The sequence below is a fragment of the Streptomyces sp. NPDC038200 genome, assembly GCF_055600785.1.
Genome location: NZ_JBVJYH010000002.1, coordinates 276,769 through 296,441 on the forward strand (window position 1 = coordinate 276,769; position 19,673 = coordinate 296,441).

Annotated in this window: 18 protein-coding genes; 12 read left to right on the top strand and 6 right to left on the bottom strand. The window is 72.7% G+C overall.

Features of this window, described 5'->3' with window-relative positions; translation table 11 throughout:
* Positions 1-41 precede the first annotated feature (41 nt).
* Positions 42-314, top strand: a complete 273-nt coding sequence (locus ACZ7KF_RS06265) for a hypothetical protein (protein ID WP_471069777.1) — start codon at positions 42-44, stop codon at positions 312-314.
* Positions 311-1,804 carry a cytochrome bc1 complex cytochrome b subunit gene (gene qcrB, locus ACZ7KF_RS06270; protein WP_471069778.1) on the top strand — a complete coding sequence of 498 codons (1,494 nt, stop codon included), beginning with the start codon at positions 311-313 and terminating at the stop codon, positions 1,802-1,804. The genes ACZ7KF_RS06265 and qcrB overlap by 4 nt, the downstream gene beginning before the upstream one ends.
* On the opposite strand, the gene ctaF is transcribed toward qcrB, so the two are convergent.
* Together ctaF and ctaD are read right to left on the bottom strand one after the other, a co-directional pair.
* Positions 1,740-2,123, bottom strand: a complete 384-nt coding sequence (ctaF, locus tag ACZ7KF_RS06275; protein WP_471069779.1) for an aa3-type cytochrome oxidase subunit IV — start codon at positions 2,121-2,123, stop codon at positions 1,740-1,742. The two genes, qcrB and ctaF, sit on opposite strands and share 65 nt — an antisense overlap.
* Positions 2,120-3,802, bottom strand: a complete 1,683-nt coding sequence (ctaD, locus tag ACZ7KF_RS06280) for an aa3-type cytochrome oxidase subunit I (RefSeq protein ID WP_471069780.1) — start codon at positions 3,800-3,802, stop codon at positions 2,120-2,122. Before ctaD ends, ctaF begins: the two co-directional genes overlap by 4 nt.
* Before the next feature lie 144 nt (positions 3,803-3,946).
* On the opposite strand from ctaD, the gene ACZ7KF_RS06285 reads away from it, so the two are divergent.
* Positions 3,947-4,315 (top strand): DUF6479 family protein, encoded by a 369-nt coding sequence (locus tag ACZ7KF_RS06285; RefSeq protein WP_471069781.1) that lies wholly within the window; start codon positions 3,947-3,949, stop codon positions 4,313-4,315.
* A gap of 74 nt (positions 4,316-4,389) precedes the next feature.
* A complete protein-coding gene (locus ACZ7KF_RS06290; protein WP_471069782.1) occupies positions 4,390-4,575 on the top strand; it encodes a hypothetical protein in 186 nt (61 codons plus the stop codon).
* Between the two features lie 70 nt (positions 4,576-4,645).
* Here ACZ7KF_RS06290 and ACZ7KF_RS06295 read toward each other — a convergent pair whose 3' ends face one another.
* Together ACZ7KF_RS06295 and ACZ7KF_RS06300 are read right to left on the bottom strand one after the other, a co-directional pair.
* Entirely contained in the window at positions 4,646-5,230 is a 585-nt protein-coding gene (locus ACZ7KF_RS06295) for an isochorismatase family protein (protein ID WP_471069783.1), read from the bottom strand.
* A gap of 28 nt (positions 5,231-5,258) precedes the next feature.
* The gene (locus ACZ7KF_RS06300) at positions 5,259-5,696 is read right to left on the bottom strand and encodes a MarR family winged helix-turn-helix transcriptional regulator (protein ID WP_225825832.1); all 438 of its coding nucleotides are present in this window, start codon (positions 5,694-5,696) and stop codon (positions 5,259-5,261) included.
* Positions 5,697-5,823: 127 nt separating this feature from the next.
* Between ACZ7KF_RS06300 and ACZ7KF_RS06305 the strand changes: the two genes are divergently transcribed.
* Genes ACZ7KF_RS06305 through ACZ7KF_RS06325 form a run of 5 tightly spaced genes read left to right on the top strand, consistent with a single transcriptional unit; the run spans position 5,824 to position 12,239 of the window.
* Positions 5,824-8,862 carry an FAD-binding and (Fe-S)-binding domain-containing protein gene (locus ACZ7KF_RS06305; RefSeq protein ID WP_471069784.1) on the top strand — a complete coding sequence of 1,013 codons (3,039 nt, stop codon included), beginning with the start codon at positions 5,824-5,826 and terminating at the stop codon, positions 8,860-8,862.
* 2 nt (positions 8,863-8,864) lie between these two features.
* The gene (locus ACZ7KF_RS06310) at positions 8,865-9,974 is read left to right on the top strand and encodes an enolase C-terminal domain-like protein (RefSeq protein WP_471069785.1); all 1,110 of its coding nucleotides are present in this window, start codon (positions 8,865-8,867) and stop codon (positions 9,972-9,974) included.
* Positions 9,975-10,026: 52 nt separating this feature from the next.
* On the top strand, positions 10,027-11,037 hold the full coding sequence (locus ACZ7KF_RS06315; RefSeq protein WP_471069786.1) for an SDR family oxidoreductase: 1,011 nt from the start codon (positions 10,027-10,029) through the stop codon (positions 11,035-11,037).
* 10 nt (positions 11,038-11,047) lie between these two features.
* A complete protein-coding gene (locus tag ACZ7KF_RS06320) occupies positions 11,048-11,548 on the top strand; it encodes a metallophosphoesterase family protein (protein WP_471069787.1) in 501 nt (166 codons plus the stop codon).
* A 22-nt stretch (positions 11,549-11,570) separates the two neighbouring features.
* Positions 11,571-12,239 (top strand): GNAT family N-acetyltransferase, encoded by a 669-nt coding sequence (locus tag ACZ7KF_RS06325; protein WP_471069788.1) that lies wholly within the window; start codon positions 11,571-11,573, stop codon positions 12,237-12,239.
* A 49-nt stretch (positions 12,240-12,288) separates the two neighbouring features.
* Here the strand turns inward: ACZ7KF_RS06325 and ACZ7KF_RS06330 are convergent, their stop codons facing one another.
* The gene (locus ACZ7KF_RS06330) at positions 12,289-13,395 is read right to left on the bottom strand and encodes an XdhC family protein (RefSeq protein WP_471069789.1); all 1,107 of its coding nucleotides are present in this window, start codon (positions 13,393-13,395) and stop codon (positions 12,289-12,291) included.
* A gap of 183 nt (positions 13,396-13,578) precedes the next feature.
* Here ACZ7KF_RS06330 and ACZ7KF_RS06335 point away from each other — a divergent pair, with 183 nt between their 5' ends.
* Both ACZ7KF_RS06335 and ACZ7KF_RS06340 read left to right on the top strand, forming a co-directional pair.
* Positions 13,579-15,561 carry a GTP-binding protein gene (locus tag ACZ7KF_RS06335; RefSeq protein ID WP_471069790.1) on the top strand — a complete coding sequence of 661 codons (1,983 nt, stop codon included), beginning with the start codon at positions 13,579-13,581 and terminating at the stop codon, positions 15,559-15,561.
* A gap of 83 nt (positions 15,562-15,644) precedes the next feature.
* The gene (locus ACZ7KF_RS06340; RefSeq protein ID WP_471069791.1) at positions 15,645-17,501 is read left to right on the top strand and encodes an endoglycosylceramidase; all 1,857 of its coding nucleotides are present in this window, start codon (positions 15,645-15,647) and stop codon (positions 17,499-17,501) included.
* Positions 17,502-17,559: 58 nt separating this feature from the next.
* On the opposite strand, the gene ACZ7KF_RS06345 is transcribed toward ACZ7KF_RS06340, so the two are convergent.
* Positions 17,560-18,813 carry a YncE family protein gene (locus ACZ7KF_RS06345; protein WP_471069792.1) on the bottom strand — a complete coding sequence of 418 codons (1,254 nt, stop codon included), beginning with the start codon at positions 18,811-18,813 and terminating at the stop codon, positions 17,560-17,562.
* Positions 18,814-18,976: 163 nt separating this feature from the next.
* On the opposite strand from ACZ7KF_RS06345, the gene ACZ7KF_RS06350 reads away from it, so the two are divergent.
* Entirely contained in the window at positions 18,977-19,639 is a 663-nt protein-coding gene (locus ACZ7KF_RS06350; RefSeq protein WP_471069793.1) for a TetR/AcrR family transcriptional regulator, read from the top strand.
* Positions 19,640-19,673 lie beyond the last annotated feature (34 nt).

A 19,673-nucleotide genomic window follows, 5' to 3' on the forward strand; every position in this document is an offset into this window, starting at 1 on the left:
GGGGAGGCGCGCTCCGGCACCCGTGCCTAGGGTCGGTTGTTGTGGCACACACCTTCGAGGAACTGGTGCAGAAGCAGCGCGCGGCCGCAGCGGCCCACGCCACGGTCGAGGACCTGCGGGAGACCTATGGCCCGCCGGCCGAGCGGCGGATGACGGGTGCCCAGTCGGGCACCTACGAGACCGCCCTGCGTGCCTGGCGGGACCTGGCCCGGGACCTGCAGAGCGCGGTCAGCGAATACGCCAAGCAGACCGGCCGGTCGCGGGCCGAGGTGGAGGCCGAGGTGGAGCGGTCCGCCACGGCGGAGGACACATGAGCCGAGCCGGCCGGCGTGCCGAACGGCTGGTGGACGCGGCCGACGCGCGGCTGCCCGTGCTGGAGGGCGGCTCGCTGCTGCGCAAGGCGTTCCCGGAGCACGGGTCCTTCTTCCTCGGCGAACTCGCCCTGTACAGCCTGCTCGTGCTGGTCCTGACGGGCGTGTGGCTGACGTTCTTCTTCCAGCCGGAGATGCGCGAGGTCGTCTACACGGGCCCCTACGCACCGCTGCGCGGAGTACGCATGTCGGCCGCGTTCGACTCCACCCTGCGCATCAGCTTCGACGTGCGCGGCGGACTGCTGATGCGGCAGACCCATCACTGGGCCGCGCTGGTCTTCGTCGCCGCGATCGGCCTGCACATGCTCCGGATCTTCTTCACCGGCGCCTTCCGCCGGCCGCGGGAGCTGAACTGGGTGATCGGGGTGACCCTGTTCATGCTCTCCCTCGCCGAGGGCTTCGCCGGCTACTCGCTCCCCGACGACCTGCTCTCCGGAACCGGGCTGCGCATCGCCCAGGGCATCATGCTCTCCCTCCCCGTGGTGGGCACGTACGTGGCCTTCTTCGCCTTCGGCGGCCAGGTCCCCGGCCACGACATCGTCACCCGCCTGTACCCGCTGCACGTCCTGCTCCTCCCCGGAGCGCTCATCGCCCTGGTGACGGTCCATCTGATCCTGGTGTTCCACCTCAAGCACACCCAGTGGCGCGGACCCGGCCGCACCCTCCGCAACGTCCGCGGCAAACCCCTCTTCCCGCAGTTCACCGCCACCTCCACCGGTCTGTCCCTGACGGTCTTCGGTGTGCTGGTGCTGCTGGCGGGCATCGCCCAGATCAACCCGGTCTGGGTCTACGGCCCCTACCGTCCGGACCTGGTCTCCACCGGCTCCCAGCCCGACTGGTACGTGGGCTTCCTGGAGGGCGCGCTGCGGCTCGTACCGCCGTGGGAGACGAACGTCGCCGGGCACACGTTCATGTGGAACGTACTGCTCCCGGCGGTGGTCCTGCCCGGCCTGCTGTTCGCCGTGCTCTACGCCTATCCGTTCGTGGAGCAACGCCTGACGGGGGAGTGGCGGCGCGAACAGCACCTGTGCGACCGGCCGCGCGAGCGTCCCGTGCGCACCGGCCTCGGCGTCGCGGGCACGGTCTTCTACGGAGTGCTGCTGCTGGCCGGCGGCAACGACATCACCGCCCAGACGTTCCGCATCTCCGTCAACGCCCTCACCTGGGTGCTGCGCGTCGCCCTGGTGGTGGCGCCCGTCCTCGCGTTCCTGGTGACCCGGTGGCTGTGCCGGGCCCTCACGGCGGCCGAGCGGGAGCGTCTCGACGAAGGCGTGCCCACCGGCGACATCCGGCAGACCGTCACCGGCGGTTACGAGAGCGACCACGAGCCCGTCGAGACCTTCCGGCCCGGCGCTCCCCGCAGACCGCTCACCGGCGCGCGTACTGGAACACCAACCCGCACACCCCGCGAGCCAGAACACCGAGACCGATGAGGAACAGCCACAGCCCGTAGACGACACCGGTGGCCGTCACCGCGAAGCCGAGCGCGGTGACGACCGGCCACAGGCTCTCGTCCGGGAAGAACGCCACCGGTCCGGCCCCGTCCGCGACCTCCGCCTCGGTGCGGTCCTGGGCCCGCGCGCCCCGGCGCCGGTACTGGATCAGACAGAAGAAGGCGATCAGCGCCGCCATCCCGAACGCGACGACCAGCGCCGTCGTGCCCGTCGCGTCCCCCGACCACACCCCGTACAGGGCGGCCGAACCACCGAAGAACAGTGCCACGCCGCCGAACAGAACCGCCTCCGCCCTCATCGCGCCCTCTCCTCCCCGGCCGGCTTCTCGACCTCCGGATGGTGCAGGTCGAAGGCGGGTGACTCCGACCGGATGCGGGGCAGCGCGACGAAGTTGTGCCTGGGCGGCGGGCAGGACGTCGCCCACTCCAGGCCCCGGCCCCAGCCCCAGGGGTCGTCCCCGGTCACCCGTACGCCCTTGGTGGCGGTGCGCCAGACGTTGTAGAGGAACGGCAGGGTGGACACGCCGAGCAGGAACGCGCCCGCCGTCGACAGCGTGTTGAGCAGCGTGAAGCCGTCCCCGGGCAGATAGTCCGCGTACCGCCGGGGCATGCCCTCCTCGCCGAGCCAGTGCTGGACCAGGAAGGTCAGCTGGAAGCCCGGGAAGAGCAGCCAGAAATGCACGATGCCGAGCCGTTCGTCCAGCATCTTCCCGGTGAACTTGGGCCACCAGAAGTAGAACCCGGCGAACATCGCGAACACCACCGTGCCGAACAGCACGTAGTGCAGGTGCGCCACGATGAAGTACGAGTCGGTCAGGTGGAAGTCGAGCGGCGGGGAGGCGATCAGCACCCCGCTGAGGCCGCCCAGCAGGAACGACACCAGGAAGCCCAGGGACCACAGCATCGGCGTCTCGAACGACAGCGACCCGTGCACCATCGTCCCGATCCACGCGAAGAACTTGATGCCCGTGGGCACCGCGATCAGGAACGACATGACCGAGAAGAACGGCAGCAGCACCGCGCCGGTGGCGAACATGTGATGCGCCCACACCACCGCCGACAGCATGGTGATCGAGATGGTCGCCCCGATCATCGGCAGATAACCGAAGAGCGGTTTGCGGGAGAAGACCGGGATGATCTCCGAAACGATCCCGAAGAACGGCAGGGCCACGATGTAGACCTCGGGGTGCCCGAAGAACCAGAACAGGTGCTGCCACAGCAGCGCGCCGCCGTTGGCCGCGTCGAAGACGTGCGCCCCGAACTTCCGGTCCGCCTCCAGCACCAGCAGTGCCGCCGTGAGCACCGGGAACGCGGGCAGGATCAGGATCGAGGTGAACAGCACGTTCCAGGTGAACATCGGCATCCGGAACATGGTCATGCCCGGCGCGCGCAGGCACATGATCGTGGCGATGAAGTTCACCGCGGTCAGCGTCGTCGACACACCCGACACCACCAGTCCCATGGCCCACAGGTCACCGCCCGCGCCGGGGGAGTAGTAGGCGCTGTTGAGCGGCGCGTAGGCGAACCAGCCGAAGGACGCCGCCCCGCCCGGCACCACGAACCCGGACACCACGATGAGGCCGCCGAACAGGTACATCCAGTACGACAGCGCGTTCAGCCGCGGAAAGGCCAGGTCGGGGGCGCCGATCTGCAGCGGCATGACGGCGTTGGCGAAGCCGGCGAACATCGGCGTCGCGAACAGCAGCATCATGATCGTGCCATGCACGGTGACGAACTCGTTGTAGCCCTGCCGGCTCAGGAACTGAAGGCCCGGCCGCGCCAGTTCGGCGCGCATGCCGAGCGCGAGCAGCCCCGCCAGCAGGAAGAAGCAGAAGGCCGTCACCATGTAGAGGCGGCCGATCACCTTGTGGTCGGTCGTGGAGACCCAGCGCAGCAGGGTTCGGCCGGGGCGTGGCGCGGGTGCCGTGTACCGGGCGGTGATCTCCGGGATTTCTGACATCTGCGGCGATTCGGTCATCGCGGGTGACGCTACTCCCGGCGGCCGTGGGCCCGCCCACGCCACGCCCTGCCCGCTTCCGGCGGTGTACGCCATGGACTGGGCCGATCGGCTGACGGTCACCGCGCCGGGCATCCTCGGCGGGCCCCCGGGTACCCGGCGCTCATGAACAGTGCCATGTACGAAGCAGCGGCCGGTGTGCAGGTCTTCGGGTACATCGTCATTCTCGTGGTGGGCCTGGTCTGCGTCGCCGGGCTGATCTGGGCCTTCCGGCTGGGGTTCAAGGTGCGCCGGCGTGAACCGGCTCCGCCCCGGCCCGAAGAACAGCCGAGGATGCCGCCGTCCGGCCCGGTCCGTGAGACCAGTGAGATGCGCGAGCCCGACGAGGTGCCCCGCGCGGCCGACGACAGCGAGCGCCTGACCCCGCACCAGCTCGGCAACGTCGGCACCAAGCGCGCCGACGACCAGCGCCGTGCGCGCTGGTCGCCCGGTTCCAGCGGGTCCTTCGGCGGCGGTGGCGGCGGCCGTACCTGACCGCTGCCGCCCGCTCGGGTTTACCGGCGTGGTGACGCGGGGACCCGGGCGGCCACCGACAGCGCAGAAGGAAGATGAACGACGTGACCGCGCACAGCAGTGACAAGGCCGCTCTGCCCTCCGCCGAGACCGGATGGGCCGAGGCCCGCCGCCGGCGGGGCCGGGGGATGCGCACCTGCCTCCCCGCCGTCCTGGACCGCGCCTCCGTCCGGCGGCAGGGCGATGCGGCCGAGGACACCATCGTGCGGGGCGAGGACTGACCCGAGGCGCGGGAGCGGCCGGGACGTGGCGCTCGCCCGTGCGGGAAGCGGGAGGCGAGCGCCCGGGGCGTCAGGCGCGGGTCTTGGCGAGCAGTTCCAGGACCTCGGCCGTCGTGCCGCTCTCGCCGAGCCGCGGGAAGATCCGCTCGACGCTGTTCGCGTGCGCCCCGGCGTCGGCGTCGGCCATGGCGTCCGTGGCGAGGGTGACGTGGTAGCCGTGCGCGTAGGCGTCGCGGGCGGTGGACTCGACGCCGATACTGGTCGCGATCCCGGTCAGCACGATCTGTGTGATGCCCCGGCGGCGCAGTTGAACGTCCAGGTCGGTGCCGTGGAAGGCGCTCCAGTTGTGCTTGGTGACGCGGATGTCGCCGGGGTGTCCGGACAGCTCGTCGACGACGATGTCCCAGCCCTCGGGGAAGGCGAGCCCGCGCGGCTGGCGCTCGGTGCGGCCGGGGACGGCGTCCGCTCCGTCGCGGGCGAAGGAGACCCGGACGAGGACCACCGGCAGCCCGTGGGAGCGGAAGGCGTCGGCGAGTTCCGCCGTACGGGACACGACCTCGGGGCCCGGGTACGGCTGGGTGGGCATGGCCACGATGGCGTTCTGGAGGTCGATCGCCACGAGGGCGGTGCGGGCGTCGAGCGTGGTGAGGGACATGGTCGGGCCTTTCCTGGGGGTCGCGGTGTCAGGGCCGGGACAGGCGGTCCATCAGCTCCAGCGCCGCGAGGACCGTCCGCCGCTCCTCCTCGGAGTAGCGGTCCTGGAAGGCGCGGGCCAGCCACTCCTCGCGCACCTGCCTGTTCCCCTCGATCCGGGCCCGGCCGGCGTCGGTCAGGGTGACCAGCTGGCGGCGGCCGTCGTCCGGATCGGGGGCGCGTCGGATCAGTCCGTGCTGCTCCAGGGCGGCCAGCGTGGTGGCCATGGACTGCGGACGTACGCCCTCGGCGGCGGCGAGCGCGCTGGCCGTGGCCGCGCCGTGTTTGCCGACCAGGGTCAGCGCCGACTCCTGCGAGGGGCTCAGGTCGGTGTCCTGCGCCACCTCCCGGATGCGGCGCCGCAGCCTGCTGAACACCACGCGCAGATCGCGGGCGGCACGGGCGGCGGAGTCGGAGATGTCGGCCATGGCGCCAGACTATGACCGACAGTGCAGGCTGTCCAGCCGAAACTGTTCAGTTTTGGCTGTCCTTTTGCCCGGGTACTCGCCGGACCCCGGACAAGGGCAGCCCGTCGGTGCAGTGGAAGGAGCGCAGATGACCTCTGCGGACAGGTCCGGCCTGGAGGCGGTTCTCCGCGCCGAGGTGGACGGCGAGGTCCGCTTCGACGCGGGCAGCCGTGGCGCCTATGCCACGGACGGTTCGAACTACCGGCAGGTCCCGCTGGGCGTCGTCGTCCCCCGCAGCGTGGAGGCGGGCGCCCGGGCGGTGGCGGTGTGCGCACGCTTCGACGTCCCCGTCCTCTCCCGCGGCGGCGGCACCAGTCTGGCCGGACAGTCGACCAACACCGCGGTGGTGATCGACTGGAGCAAGTACTGCACCGGCGTGCTCTCCGTCGACCCGGAGCGTCGCACCTGCGTGGTGGAGCCCGGCATCGTCCTCGACGAACTCAACCGGCGACTCGCCCGCCACGGCCTCCAGTTCGGGCCGAAGCCGTCGACCCACAGCCACTGCGCGATCGGCGGCATGATCGGCAACAACTCCTGCGGCGCCTCCGCCCAGGCCTACGGCAAGACCGTGGACAACGTACGGCGCCTGGAGATCCTCACCTACGACGGGCAGCGCGCCTGGGTCGGCCCCACCCCGCCCGACGAGCGCGCCCGGATCATCGCCGGCGGCGGCCGGCTCGCCGAGATCTACGCCGGCCTCGACCGCCTCGCCACCGAATACCTGGCCGACATCCGCCGCGGCTACCCCAGGATCCCGCGCCGCGTCTCCGGCTACAACCTGGACTCCCTGCTGCCCGAGAACGGCTTCGACGTGGCCAGGGCCCTCGTCGGCAGCGAGGGCACCCTGGTGACCGTCCTGCGCGCCGAACTCGACCTCGTGCCCGTGCCGCGGTACCAGTCCCTGCTCGTCCTCGGCTACGACGACATCTGCGCCGCCGCCGACGACGTCCCCCGCCTGCTGGAGCACTGCTCGCCCACCCAGCTGGAGGCCCTGGACGGGCGCATGGCCCAGCTGATGCGCGAGGAGGGCGCCTACCTCGACTCGCTCGGCATCCTTCCCGAGGGCGACAGCTGGCTGATGGTGCAGCACAGCGGGGACAGCCAGGAGGAGGTCGACGCGCAGGCGCGCGCGCTGCTGCGCGCCGTCGGCCGCGAGGAGGACGACGGACGCGTCGCCTTCTCCGACGATCCCGAGCGCGAGCAGAAGATGCTCAAGGCCCGCGAGGCCGGACTCGGCGTGACCGCCCGCCCGCCGGACGACCGGGAGACCTGGGAGGGCTGGGAGGACTCCGCCGTACCGCCCGAACGCCTCGGCGACTACCTGCGCGACCTCAAGCGGCTCTTCGAGGAGTTCGACTACGACCACCCCTCCCTGTACGGCCACTTCGGGCAGGGCTGTGTCCACACCCGCATCCCCTTCGGCCTGTCGACCGCCCAGGGCGTGGCCGGCTTCCGGCACTTCCTGGAACGCGCGGCCGACCTCGTCGCCTCCTACGGCGGCTCCCTCTCCGGCGAGCACGGTGACGGCCAGGCCCGGGGCGAACTGCTCACGCGGATGTACGGGGAACGGCTCGTGACCGCGTTCGGCGAACTGAAGGCGCTCTTCGACCCCGGCAACCGGATGAACCCCGGCAAGATCGTCCACCCGAACCCCGTCGACGGGCAGCTGCGGCTCGGTCCCGCCTGGCGGCCCGCCACCCCCGCCACGCACTTCGGCTTCCCCGAGGACGACCACTCCTTCAACCGCGCGGTGATGCGCTGCGTCGGCATCGGCAACTGCCGCAGCCACTCCGGCGGTGTCATGTGTCCCTCGTACCGGGCCACGAGGGAGGAGGAACACTCCACCCGCGGCCGGGCCCGGCTGCTGTTCGAGATGCTCGACGGGCACGCCGACTCCGCCGTCCGCGACGGCTGGCGCTCCACCGCCGTACACGACGCGCTCGACCTCTGCCTGGCCTGCAAGGGCTGCAAGTCCGACTGCCCCACCGGCGTCGACATGGCCACCCTCAAGGCGGAGTTCATGTCCCACCACTACGCGGGCCGGATACGGCCCATGGCCCACTACTCCATGGGCTGGCTCCCGCTGTGGGCCCGGCTGTCGCGCATCGCTCCCGCCCTGGTCAACTCCGCCCTCCACGCGCCCGCCCTGGCCCGCCTCGGCAAGCGGCTCGCCGGCATCGACGAGGCCCGCTCGGCCCCCGTGTTCGCCGAGGAGTCCTTCGTCCAGTGGTGGCGGGCCCGCCGCCACCGGGAGGATCCGGATCCCGCCGACCCGCGCACGGTCGTCCTGTGGCCGGACACCTTCAGCACCTACTTCCACCCCGCCCTCGCGAAGTCGGCCGTACGCGTCCTGGAGGACGCCGGCTTCCGGGTCGCCGTCCCCACCGAGCCCGTGTGCTGCGGCCTGACCTGGATCTCCACGGGTCAACTCCCGGTCGCCAAGAGGGTGCTGACCCGCACCCTCGGCGTGCTGCGGCCCTACCTGGAGGCCGGTACGCCGATCATCGGCCTGGAACCCTCCTGCACGGCCGTCTTCCGCGCCGACGCCCCGGAGCTGATGCCCGGCGACCAGGACGTGGCGCGGCTCGCCACGCAGACGCGCACCTTCGCCGAACAGCTCGTCCACCACGCCCCCGACGGTTGGCGGCCTCCGCAGCTCGCCCGGCAGGCGACCGTCCAGACCCACTGCCACCAGCACGCCGTCATGAAGTTCGACGCCGACCGCGAGCTGATGCGCCGCGCCCACCTCGACGCCGAGGTGCTCGACGAGGGCTGCTGCGGCCTGGCCGGCAACTTCGGCTTCGAACGCGGCCACCACGAGGTGTCCATGGCCGTCGCCGAACAGGGCGTCCTGCCCGCCGTCCGCGCGGCCGCCCCGGACAGCCTGGTCCTCGCCGACGGCTTCAGCTGCCGCACCCAGATCGAGCAGGGCGGCACCGGCCGCCGCGCCCTGCACCTCGCCGAGGTCCTGGCGCTCGCCCTCGACGGCAACCTGCCCGGCGACCACCCGGAGCGCCTGGGCGACCGCCCGCCCGAGCCGTCCCGTACCGCCCGCTGGGCGACGACCGCCGCCGTGGCCGCTCTCGCCGCGGGTGCCGTGGGCGGCCTGCGGCAGCTCAGGAGGTGACCATGAGCGACCAGCCGGCCGTCGACGCGGTCGACACCGCGGTCTACACCGTCCCCACCGACACCCCCGAGGCGGACGGCACCCTCGCCTGGGACAGGACCACCCTCGTCCTGGTCACCGTCCGCTCCGGCACCACCACCGGCCTCGGCTACACCTACGCGCCCGCCGCCACCGCCCACGTCGTCCGTGACCTCCTCGCCGGCACCGTCACCGGCCTGACCGCCCACGACGTGCCGCGCGCCAACGAACACATGTCCCGGGCCGTACGCAACGCCGGACTGCCGGGCGTGGCCGCCCAGGCGATCGCCGCCGTCGACATCGCCCTGTGGGACCTCAAGGCCCGCCTGCTCGGCCTCCCCCTCGTCCGCCTGCTGGGCGCCGCCCGCGACGACGTGCCCGTCTACGGCAGCGGTGGCTTCACCACCTACGACAGCGCCCGGCAGGAACGCCAGCTGCGCGGCTGGGCCGAGGAACAGGGCATCCCCCGCGTCAAGATCAAGATCGGGGAGTCGTGGGGCCGCCGGGAGGACCGCGACCTGGAACGCGTCGCCCGTGCCCGGGCCGCGATCGGCGACACGGCCGAGCTGTACGTGGACGCCAACGGCGGCTACACCGCCGGCCAGGCCCTACGCGTCGCGGACCGGCTCGCCGGCCAGGGCGTCACCTGGTTCGAGGAACCGGTCTCCTCCGACCACCCGACCCACCTCGCGGACATCCGCGGCCGGGTCCCCATGGACGTCACCGCCGGCGAGTACGGCTACACCCTGCCGTACTTCGAGCACATGCTGGCCGCCGGGGCCGTCGACTGCCTCCAGGCCGACGTCACCCGGTGCGGCGGCATCACCGTGTGGCTGCGTGCCGCCGCGCTCGCCCACGCGCGCGGCCTCGACGTCTCCGGGCACTGCGCCCCCCACGCCCACGCCCACGTGGCCGCCGCCGTGCCCAACCTGCGCCACCTGGAGTGGTTCCACGACCACGTCCGCATCGAAAGGCTCCTGTTCGACGGTGTCCTCGATCCGGGCGGCGGCAGCGTCACGCCGGGCGCCGACGGGGCACCCGGCCTCGGCCTGACCCTGGCCGAGGAGCGGGCCGCGCCCTACCGGGTCGGGTGAGAGGACCGCGCGGGAAACGGAATCGCAGAACGCTGTGACAGAGGAGAGGACCATGCCCCCCACCGTCGTCATCACCGGTGCCAGCGCCGGCATCGGCCGCGCCACCGCCCGCCTGTACGCCCAGCGCGGCGCCGACGTCGTCCTGATCGCGCGCGGCGAGGGCGGCCTGGAGGCGGCGGCCGACGAGGTCGCGGTGCTCGGCGGACGGCCCCTGGTGCAGGTGGCCGACGCGGCCGACCCGGCGCAGCTGGAGGCCGCCGCCGAGGCCGCCGAGCAGACGTTCGGCCCCATCGACGTATGGATCAACTGCGCGTTCTCCACCGTGTTCGCGCCGTTCGAGGAGATCACCGCCGAGGAGTTCGCGCGGGTCACCGAGGTGACCTACCTCGGCTTCGTCAACGGCACCCGCACGGCCCTGAAACGCATGCTGCCCCGCGACCGGGGCACCATCGTGCAGGTCGGCTCCGCGCTCGGGGAGCGCTCGATCCCGCTGCAGTCGGCGTACTGCGGAGCCAAGCACGCCATCAACGGCTTCACCTCCTCCCTGCGCACGGAACTGCTGCACCGCCACAGCAACGTGCACGTCACCCTCGCCCAGATGCCCGCCGTCAACACCCCCCAGTTCCAGTGGGTACGCTCCCGGCTGTCCAAGCACCCCATGCCGGTCCCGCCGATCTACCAGCCCGAGGTGGCCGCCCGGGGCGTGCTCCACGCCGCAGACCACCCGGGCCGCAAGCAGTACTACATCGGCGCCTCCACCGTGGCCACCGTCTGGGCCAACCGGCTCGCCCCGGCACTGCTCGACCGCTACCTGGCCCGCACCGGTTTCGACTCCCAGCAGACCGACCGCGTCCCGCCGGCCCACCTGGACAATCTCTTCGAACCGGTCGACCGCACGCCCGCCGACGACCAGGGCGCGCACGGCGCCTTCGACGACAGCTCCCACTCCCGCTCCTGGCAGGAGACCCTCGTCCGGCATCCCGCCGCCACCGCCCTCGGCGCGGGCGCCGCCCTGCTGGGCACCGTGTGCGGCCTGCGCCGCCGCACCTCGCGCGCGGCCTAGGCTGACGGACGTGCGCCTCCTCCTCATGTCCGACACGCACCTGCCCAAGCGTGCCAAGCAGCTCCCGGAGCAACTGCTCGCCGAACTCCCCCGGGCCGACGTCGTGTTCCACGCCGGGGACTGGGTCGACACCGCCACCCTCGACCTGCTGGAGAGCCACAGCCGCCGCCTGATCGGCGTGTACGGCAACAACGACGGCCCCGGCCTGCGCGCCCGGCTCCCCGAAGTGGCCCACGCCGAACTGGGCGGCCTGCGCTTCGGCGTCGTCCACGAGACCGGCCCCGCCCAGGGCCGCGAGGCCCGCTGCGCCGCCCGCTTCCCCGACCTGGACGTCCTGGTCTTCGGGCACAGCCACATCCCCTGGGACACCACCGCGCCCGGCGGCCTGCGCCTGCTCAACCCCGGCTCCCCGACCGACCGCCGCCGCCAGCCCCACTGCACCTACCTCACGGCGGTGGTCGCCGGCGGAGCGCTCACCGAGGTGACCCTGCACCGCCTGCCGCAGCGGTAGCCGACCGTGACATCATCCCCGGATGATCAACAGCTCCGGCATACCCGCCGTCGTGCCCGCGGGCCGTCTCGCCGACCGCGACCAGCCCGTGCTGGCGCTGCCCGGCGGCCTGGAACTGCGGCCCTGGCGCCTCGACGACGCCGACGCCGACGCCCTGCACACCGCGGGCCAGGACCCGGCGATCAGCCACTGGAACCTCTTCTCCGTCGGCAGCCGGGACGAGGCCCGGGCCCGGATCGAGCGTCTGCACGCGCGCCGACGGGCCGAGACCGGGGCGATCTGGGCCATCGCCGCGCGCGGGGGCGCGCCCGTCGGGCTCGCCGGCCTCAACGACGTCGACCTGGCGGCCGGCACCGCCGAGGTCGTCTACTGGGTGCTGCCCGAGGCGCGCGGCGGCGGCATCGCGGTCGCGGCGACCCGGCGGCTGAGCCGCTGGGCCCTGGACGACCTGGGCCTGCACCGGCTGACGCTCTGCCACTCGACGGCCAACCCCGCCTCCTGCCGGGTGGCCGAGAAGGCCGGATACACCGCCGAGGGCACCCGGCGCAGCGCCCTGCTGCACACCGACGGCTGGCACGACCAGCACGTGCACGCGCGCGTGGCCGGCGACCCCGAGCGCCGCCCCGTCACCGCGGCGGGCGCCGGCGCGGGCGGCGATTCCGTGGACACGCAGGGGCCCGACGCGCCGTGACGGCAGGCGTGTCGACCGACCGGGCCCCGGAGGCACGCCCAGAGGAACGTCAGGCCACTCCCCGCGGATGGATCGCCCCGCTCGTCCCGCTCAGCGGCGCCCCGGTGCCGCCCCACCGCAGGGCCACGATCTCCGCCGCCACCGACACCGCCACCTCCTCCGGCGTGCGGGCCCCGAGATCCAGGCCGACCGGAGAGCGCAGGCGGCCCAGTTCCTCGTCGGTCAGGCCCGACTCGGCCAGGCGGCGCAGCCGGTCGTCGTGGGTGCGCCGGCTGCCCATCGCCCCGATGTACGCCGCCGGGCGCCGCAGCGCCTCCCGCAGCACCGGCACGTCGAACTTGGGGTCGTGGGTCAGGACGCAGATCGCCGTCCGCTCGTCGGTGCGCGTGCCGCGCAGATACCGGTGCGGCCAGTCCACGACGACCTCCACGCCCGCCGGGAAGCGGCGGGGCGTCGCGAACACCGGACGGGCGTCGCACACGGTCACCCGGTAGCCGAGGAAGTCCCCGATCCGGGCCACGGCGGCGGCGTAGTCGATGGCACCGAACACCAGCATGCGCGGCGGCGGCGCGAAGGACTGCACGAACACCGTGACGGTGTCCTCGCGCCGCTCGCCGTGCGGCCCGTAGTGCCGCAGCCCCGTCACACCGAGGGCGAGTTCGCCGCGCGCGTCGGCGGCGACGGCGGCGTCGAGCCCCCGTGTGCCCAGGCTGCCGGCGGCCGTCCGCGCCCACACCGCGAGGGTGGCCCCGCGGGGCGCCGGACCGTCCACCACGGTGGCCGCCGTGACCGGATCACCGCTCGCGACGGACGCGGCGACCGCACCGAACACCGGATCCCGGGCCGGGGTCACGGGCCGTACCAGGACGGTGATCTCACCGCCGCAGGTGAGTCCGGCCGCGAAGGCGTCCTCGTCGCTGTAGCCGAACGTCTCCAGCCGCGCCGTGCCGCTCTCGACCACCTCCCGGGCCAGTTCGAACACCGCGCCCTCCACACAGCCGCCGGACACGCTGCCGACCACCTCGTCGTCCGGGCCGACCGCCAGCGAAGCACCCGGCCCGCGGGGCGCGCTGTGGCTGACCGCGACGACCGTGGCCAGGCCGAACGGCAGCCGGGCGGCGTACCACCCGTCCAGTACCGCGAGAATCTCACGCATCGCCCGCTCCTCGGCTCACCCGGGCACGACACTTGGTTGAACGTTAATCCGTTGGCGGTGCCGCCGCCGTTCTGCTGCACTGCACCGGTCGAGTTCCCCGAGAGAACCCAGGAGCGATCATGCGAGCAGCGTTCATGTCCCGCCCGGAAGGAATCGCCCGCTCTCTCAAGGACATGACGCTTCGTGCCTCTGCTCAATCTGGGAATCCTCGCGCACGTCGACGCAGGTAAGACCAGCCTGACCGAACGGCTGCTGTACACCGCAGGAGTGATCGACGAGATCGGCAGCGTCGACGCCGGCAGCACCACCACCGACACCCTCGCGCTGGAGCGCCGGCGCGGGATCACCATCAAGTCCGCCGTCGTGTCGTTCCCGCTCGACGGCGTCACCGTCAACCTCATCGACACCCCCGGTCACCCGGACTTCATCGCCGAGGTGGAGCGGGTGCTCGGTGTACTCGACGGTGCCGTCCTGGTCGTCTCCGCCGTCGAGGGCGTCCAGGCGCAGACCCGCGTGCTGATGCGCACCCTGCGCCGCCTGCGCATCCCCACCCTGATCTTCGTCAACAAGATCGACCGGCGCGGTGCCCGGGAAGCGGCCGTGCTCCGCCGGATGGCGCAGCGGCTGGCCGTACCGCTCGTCCCGACGGGGACCACCGCCGGACTCGGCACGCGCGCCGCCCGCTTCCTCCCCGGCCTCGGCCCGGCGGCGCTGGAGGCGCTGGCGGACCGGGACGACGGCCTGCTCGCCGCCTACCTGGACGGCGCCGTCCCCGAGGACCGGCTGCGCCGCGCCCTGACCGCGCAGACCCGCCGCGCCGCCGTCCACCCGGTGTACTTCGGCTCCGCGGTCACCGGCGCCGGTGTGCCCGAGCTGATCGGCGGCATCGAACGGCTGCTGCCCACCGCCGCCGGTGACCCGGACGGCCCCCTGTCGGGCACGGTCTTCAAGGTCGAGCGGGGCCCGGCGGGCGAGAAGGTGGCCTACGCCCGCCTCTTCTCCGGCACCCTGCGCGTCCGCGACCGGATCCCGTTCGGCGACGGCCGCCGCGGCACCGGCGACGAGGGCCGCGTCACCGGGCTCAGCGTCTTCGAGCGGGGCACGGACACCCGGGCGGACAGCGCCGGGGCGGGCCGGATCACCAAGGTGTGGGGCCTCGGCGGCATCCGGATCGGCGACGCGCTCGGCACGCCCGGACGGCCGCGCGAGCACCATTTCGCGCCGCCCACCCTGGAGACCGTCGTCGTCCCTGGCCCCGGCGCGGACCGGCGCTCCCTGTACCTGGCGCTGACCCAGCTCGCCGAACAGGACCCGCTCATCGGCGTCCGCCACGACGAGCCGCGCGGGGAGACCTCGGTGTCCCTCTACGGCGAGGTGCAGAAGGAGGTCCTCCAGGCCACGCTCGCCGACGAGTACGGCCTGGACGTCACCTTCCGCGAGACCACGATCCTGTGCGTCGAACGGCCGCTCGGCAGCGGACACGCCGTCGAGTTCAACCAGCGGGACCCCAACCCCTTCCTCGCCACCGTCGGCCTGCGTGTCGACCCCGCCCCACCCGGCGCGGGCGTGGCCTTCCGGCTGGAGGTGGAGCTGGGTTCGATGCCGTACGCCTTCTTCAAGGCCGTCGAGGACACCGTCCGCGAGACGCTCGGCCAGGGACTGCACGGCTGGCAGGTCACCGACTGCGCGGTCACCATGACCCACTCCGGCTACTCGCCCCGGCAGAGCCACGCCCATCAGGGCTTCGACAAGAGCATGTCGAGCACCGGCTACGACTTCCGGGGCCTGACCCCGCTGGTCCTGACCGACGCGCTGCGCCGGGCCGGCACCCTGGTGCACGAGCCGGTGCACCGCTTCCGGCTGGAGGCGCCGGCCGACACCCTCGGCGCGCTGCTGCCGGTGCTGGCCCGGCTCGGCGCGGTACCGGAGAGCACCGGCACGCACGCCACGGCCTGTGTGCTGGAGGGCACGGTTCCGGCGGCCCGGACGCATGCGCTGGAGCAGCGGCTGCCCGGACTGACCCGGGGCGAGGGCGAGCTGGAGACGGCCTTCGACCACTACGCGCCGGTGACCCGCGGCACCGTTCCCGAACGCCCGCGCACCGACCACAACCCGCTGAACCGGAAGGAGTACCTGCTGAAGGTGACCCGCCGCACGGGGGAGTGAGACGGCCGAGCTGACCAACAGTCAACTTACTTGTGAGTCAGAAGCTGTTGACGCTGTCCGTGCATCGTCGGACTGTGGTGGACATGTCGAAAATCCGGGCACGTCTGCTGACTGTTCTGGTCGTCCTGTGCGGATCCCTCGCGGTGGCGGGAGTCCCGCCCGCCACCGCCGCCACCCCTGCCGACTCCCTCTGGTTCGACGGCGCGCCGCTGACGGTGCGGGGCGGCCGGTTCACCGACGGCCAGGGCCGCGAGATCGTCCTGCGCGGCTACAACGTCTCCGGCGAGACCAAACTGGAGGAGAACGGCGGCCTGCCCTTCGCCTCGGTCGCCGACGCCCGGAAGTCCGCGACCGCGCTGCGGGCCCTCGGCGGCGGCAACGCGGTCCGCATCCTGCTCTCCTGGGCCCACGCCGAGCCCGTACGGGGCCAGGTGGACACCGCCTACCTGGCCGCCGTGACCGAGCAGATACGCGCGTTCCTGGACGCGGGCATCCGCGTCTACCCCGACTTCCACCAGGACCTGTACTCCCGGTACCTCTTCCACACCGGCAGCTGGTACACGGGCGACGGTGCTCCCCGGTGGGCCGTCGACGCCGGAAGCTATCCCAGGGAGTCCTGCGGGATCTGCCTCTTCTGGGGGCAGAACATCACCCAGAACGCGGCCGTGCAGAAGGCCCAGTACGACTTCTGGCACAACGCCCACGGCCTCCAGGACGCCTTCCTGGCCACCGCCGGGAGCACCCTGGGCTATCTGCGACAGCACCTGAGCGCGGGGGAGTTCGCGGGCATCGCCGGCTTCGACCCGTACAACGAGCCGTACGCCGGCGCCTACGACTCCGGGCAGACCTCCCGCACCTGGGAGCGGGATCTGCTCTGGCCGTTCTACGTGCGGTTCCGCGCCCGCATGGACGCCGCGGGCTGGCAGGACAAGCCCGCCCTCGTCGAGCCGAACCTGTTCTGGAACGCCAACATCTCCACCCAGAAGCAGGAGGGCGGCCTGCTGGACGCCGGCCCGCTCGGCCCGGGTTATGTTCTCAACACCCACTTCTACGACCAGAAGGCCATCTCCGGCATCCTGATGTGGGGCAAGGCGGCCGACGGGCAGTACGCCGCCGACTTCGCCGCCGTCCGCGACCGCGCCTCGGCGGCCGGCACCGCGGCCGTGGTCAGCGAGTTCGGCCACCCCCTGTCCGGCACGGTGGCCGACAAGGCGCCGACCGTCCTGAAGGCCATGTACCAGTCCCTCGACTCCCGCCTGCCGGGGGCGAGCTGGTGGACCGGTCCGGCCTCCTCCGGCCGGGTGCTGTCCGGCACCCAGTGGCAGTGGGACCTCTACCACGGCCGGCACCACGAGGCGATGAACGGCAACCCCGACAAGGTGCTCACCGCCGAGGACGCCTGGAACGACGAGGACCTCTCGGCGGTACGGCTGGACGACTCCGGCCACGCCGTCCTGCGCCAGGACGCCCGCCTCCTGGACCGCCTCTACCCGAGCGCCACCGCCGGCACCGCTCTCGCCTTCACCTACGAGGACCGTTCCCGTGACGGCTCCACCACCCTCACCTGGAACCCGGTGCCCGGTTCCCTGCCGCACGTGGCGAAGCTGGTGGGCTCGGGCCGGTACGGCGTCCTCGTGTGGCGCTCCGGCGACGGCACCGCACCCACCGAGCTGCACCTGCCGGCGTCCTTCCCCACCGCCGCCACCACGGTCGTCTCCGATCTCGGCACGGTGTACGCCCCGCCCGCGTACACCGCCGCCACACCGGTCGCGGTGGCCCCGGAGCCGGGCGGCACGGGCAGCCGCAGGCTGCTGCTCGGCGACTCGGACTCCGGGGTGCCGCACTACGCGCTGGTGACCGACGGGGCGACGGCACCCACCGCGGATCTGCTGGCCGCGGCGAGGACCGAGCTGGCGGCGTGGGCGGCGGCCCGCTTCTGACGCGATGTGGCCTCCGGAGTGAGTGGGGTCGCCCCGGAGGCCACGACTCGGTGGGCCGTCAGCCGCCGCTCGGCCCCGTCCAGCCGTCCCGCACATGCCCCAGCCGGACGCGCTGCGGGTGGTCGCCGACGGGGACCGAGGTCACCTTCCGACCGGTCGCGAAGTCGATGGCCGTCACCTGGTCGGCGCCGCTCTCGGAGACGACGCAGTCCTTGCCGTCCCCGCTGACCGTCGCCCAGTACGGCTTGGACGCCGTGACCGACGGGCCCTCCTGGAGCGAGGCGCGGTCGACCACGGCCGCGTAGTCGTCCATGGTGCCCGCGACGCACAGCTTGGCGCCGTCGGGGCTCATCGAGATGCCGTGGTGACGCGAGTCGTTGACCCAGGTGGTGCGGTCCTCGCTGGTCGCCGGGTTCTTCGGCAGCGTCTTCATCCGGGTGATCTTGTCGGCGGCGACGTCGTACTCCAGGAAGCCGTTGAAGAACGACACCTGGAAGTACAGCTTGGACTCGTCCGGGGAGAACACGGCCGGGCGGACCGCGTCGGAGAAGTCCTTCAGCCCGAAGGCGTCCAGACGCTGCCGCATGTCGATGACCTTGACCTGCTGGTACGTCGTCGCGTCCACGACGGTGATGCGCCGGTCGCCCTTGGTCCAGTCCCAGCCCGGGTCGTCCAGAGCGGTGTTGACGTCACCGATGGACATGTTCCAGATGTACTTGCCGTCCCTGGTGAAGATGTTCTCGTGCGGCTTGTCGCCGGTCTTGAACGACCCGAGCTGCTTGCCGGTGCCGATGTCCAGCACGTGCACGGTGTTGGCGGTCGAGGCGGAGACCGCCACCCGGGTGCCGTCCGGGGAGACCGCCATGTGGTCGGCGCGGTAACCGGACACCGCGAAACGCCAGTTGACCTTCCCGCTGGCCAGGTCGATGGAGACGACGTCCGCGAAGCTCGGCCGGGACACCACCACCGATCCGCCGTCCGGGGTCGAGTACATGTCGTCGGCGAACTGGTCGTGGCCCTCGCCGACGCTGTTGCGGATCGCCTGGAAGTAGATCCACTTGACCGGGTCCGCGTTGATCTCCGCCATCCGCGCGTCCTTGTCCGGGACGACGTCGATCCGGCCGATCTTCGCGAAGTCGCCGGAGGATCTGATGACATCGGCGGTGCCGTCCCAGTTGTTGCCGACGAACAGCACCTCGCGCAGGCCGGCGGGGGCGCCGGCGTCCGCGGAGGCGGCGGTCGCCGGGCCGGCGACGGTCAGGACCAGGGCGGCGGCAACGGAGCACAGGTGCCGGGTTCCGGAGGCAGCCATGACGGCTCTCCTTCCTCGGGGGAATCTGAACACGGGCGCATTCACAGTGGACTTACTGAAAAGTAAGGAGGGGGCGGCCTTCTCGACAAGATGTGTGCACGACAGGATTGGGGTGATCGGCGCGACGACCGGCGACGATCGCCGGGGCGACGGAGGGGGACACGTGGGGGGCAGGCTCAGGGCACCGACGGGACGCTACGGCGGCCGGACCGCCGAGGAACGGCAGGCCGAGCGGCGCCGCCGCTTCCTGGACGCCGCACTGCGGCTGTTCGGCGACGCCCCCGGCTACCGGGGGACGACGGTCGCCGCGCTGAGCCAGGCCGCGGGCCTGTCCACGCGCCAGTTCTACGAGGAGTTCCGCACGCTGGAGGACGTCCTCGCCGCGCTGCATCTGCAGGTCAACGGCTGGGCCGAACGGGCCGTCCTGGCCGCGCTCGCCGACGCGGACGGCCTGCCCCTGGCCGACCGGGCCACCGTGCTCTTCCGCGCCTATGCCCGCGACGTCACCTCCGACCCGCGCCGCATCCGCATCGCCTTCGTGGAGATCATCGGCGTCAGCCCCCGCCTGGAGGAGCAGCGTCTCGCCCGCCGGGCCCGCTGGGTGGACCTCATCCGCGCCGAGGCGGACGCGGCCGTGGCCCGCGGGGAGGCGGCGCCACGCGACTACCGCCTCGCGGCCACCGCCTTCATCGGCAGCGTCAACGGCCTGCTGCACGACTGGACCGCCGGCTGGCTGGACGCCACGCTGGACGAGGTGGTGGACGAGCTGGTCCGGCTGCTGCTGGCGATGCTCCGCCCGGAGGACTGGCGGCCCGGCAGCCCCTGACGCCGTGGCCGCCCAGGCCGGCCCGGGGCCCGGC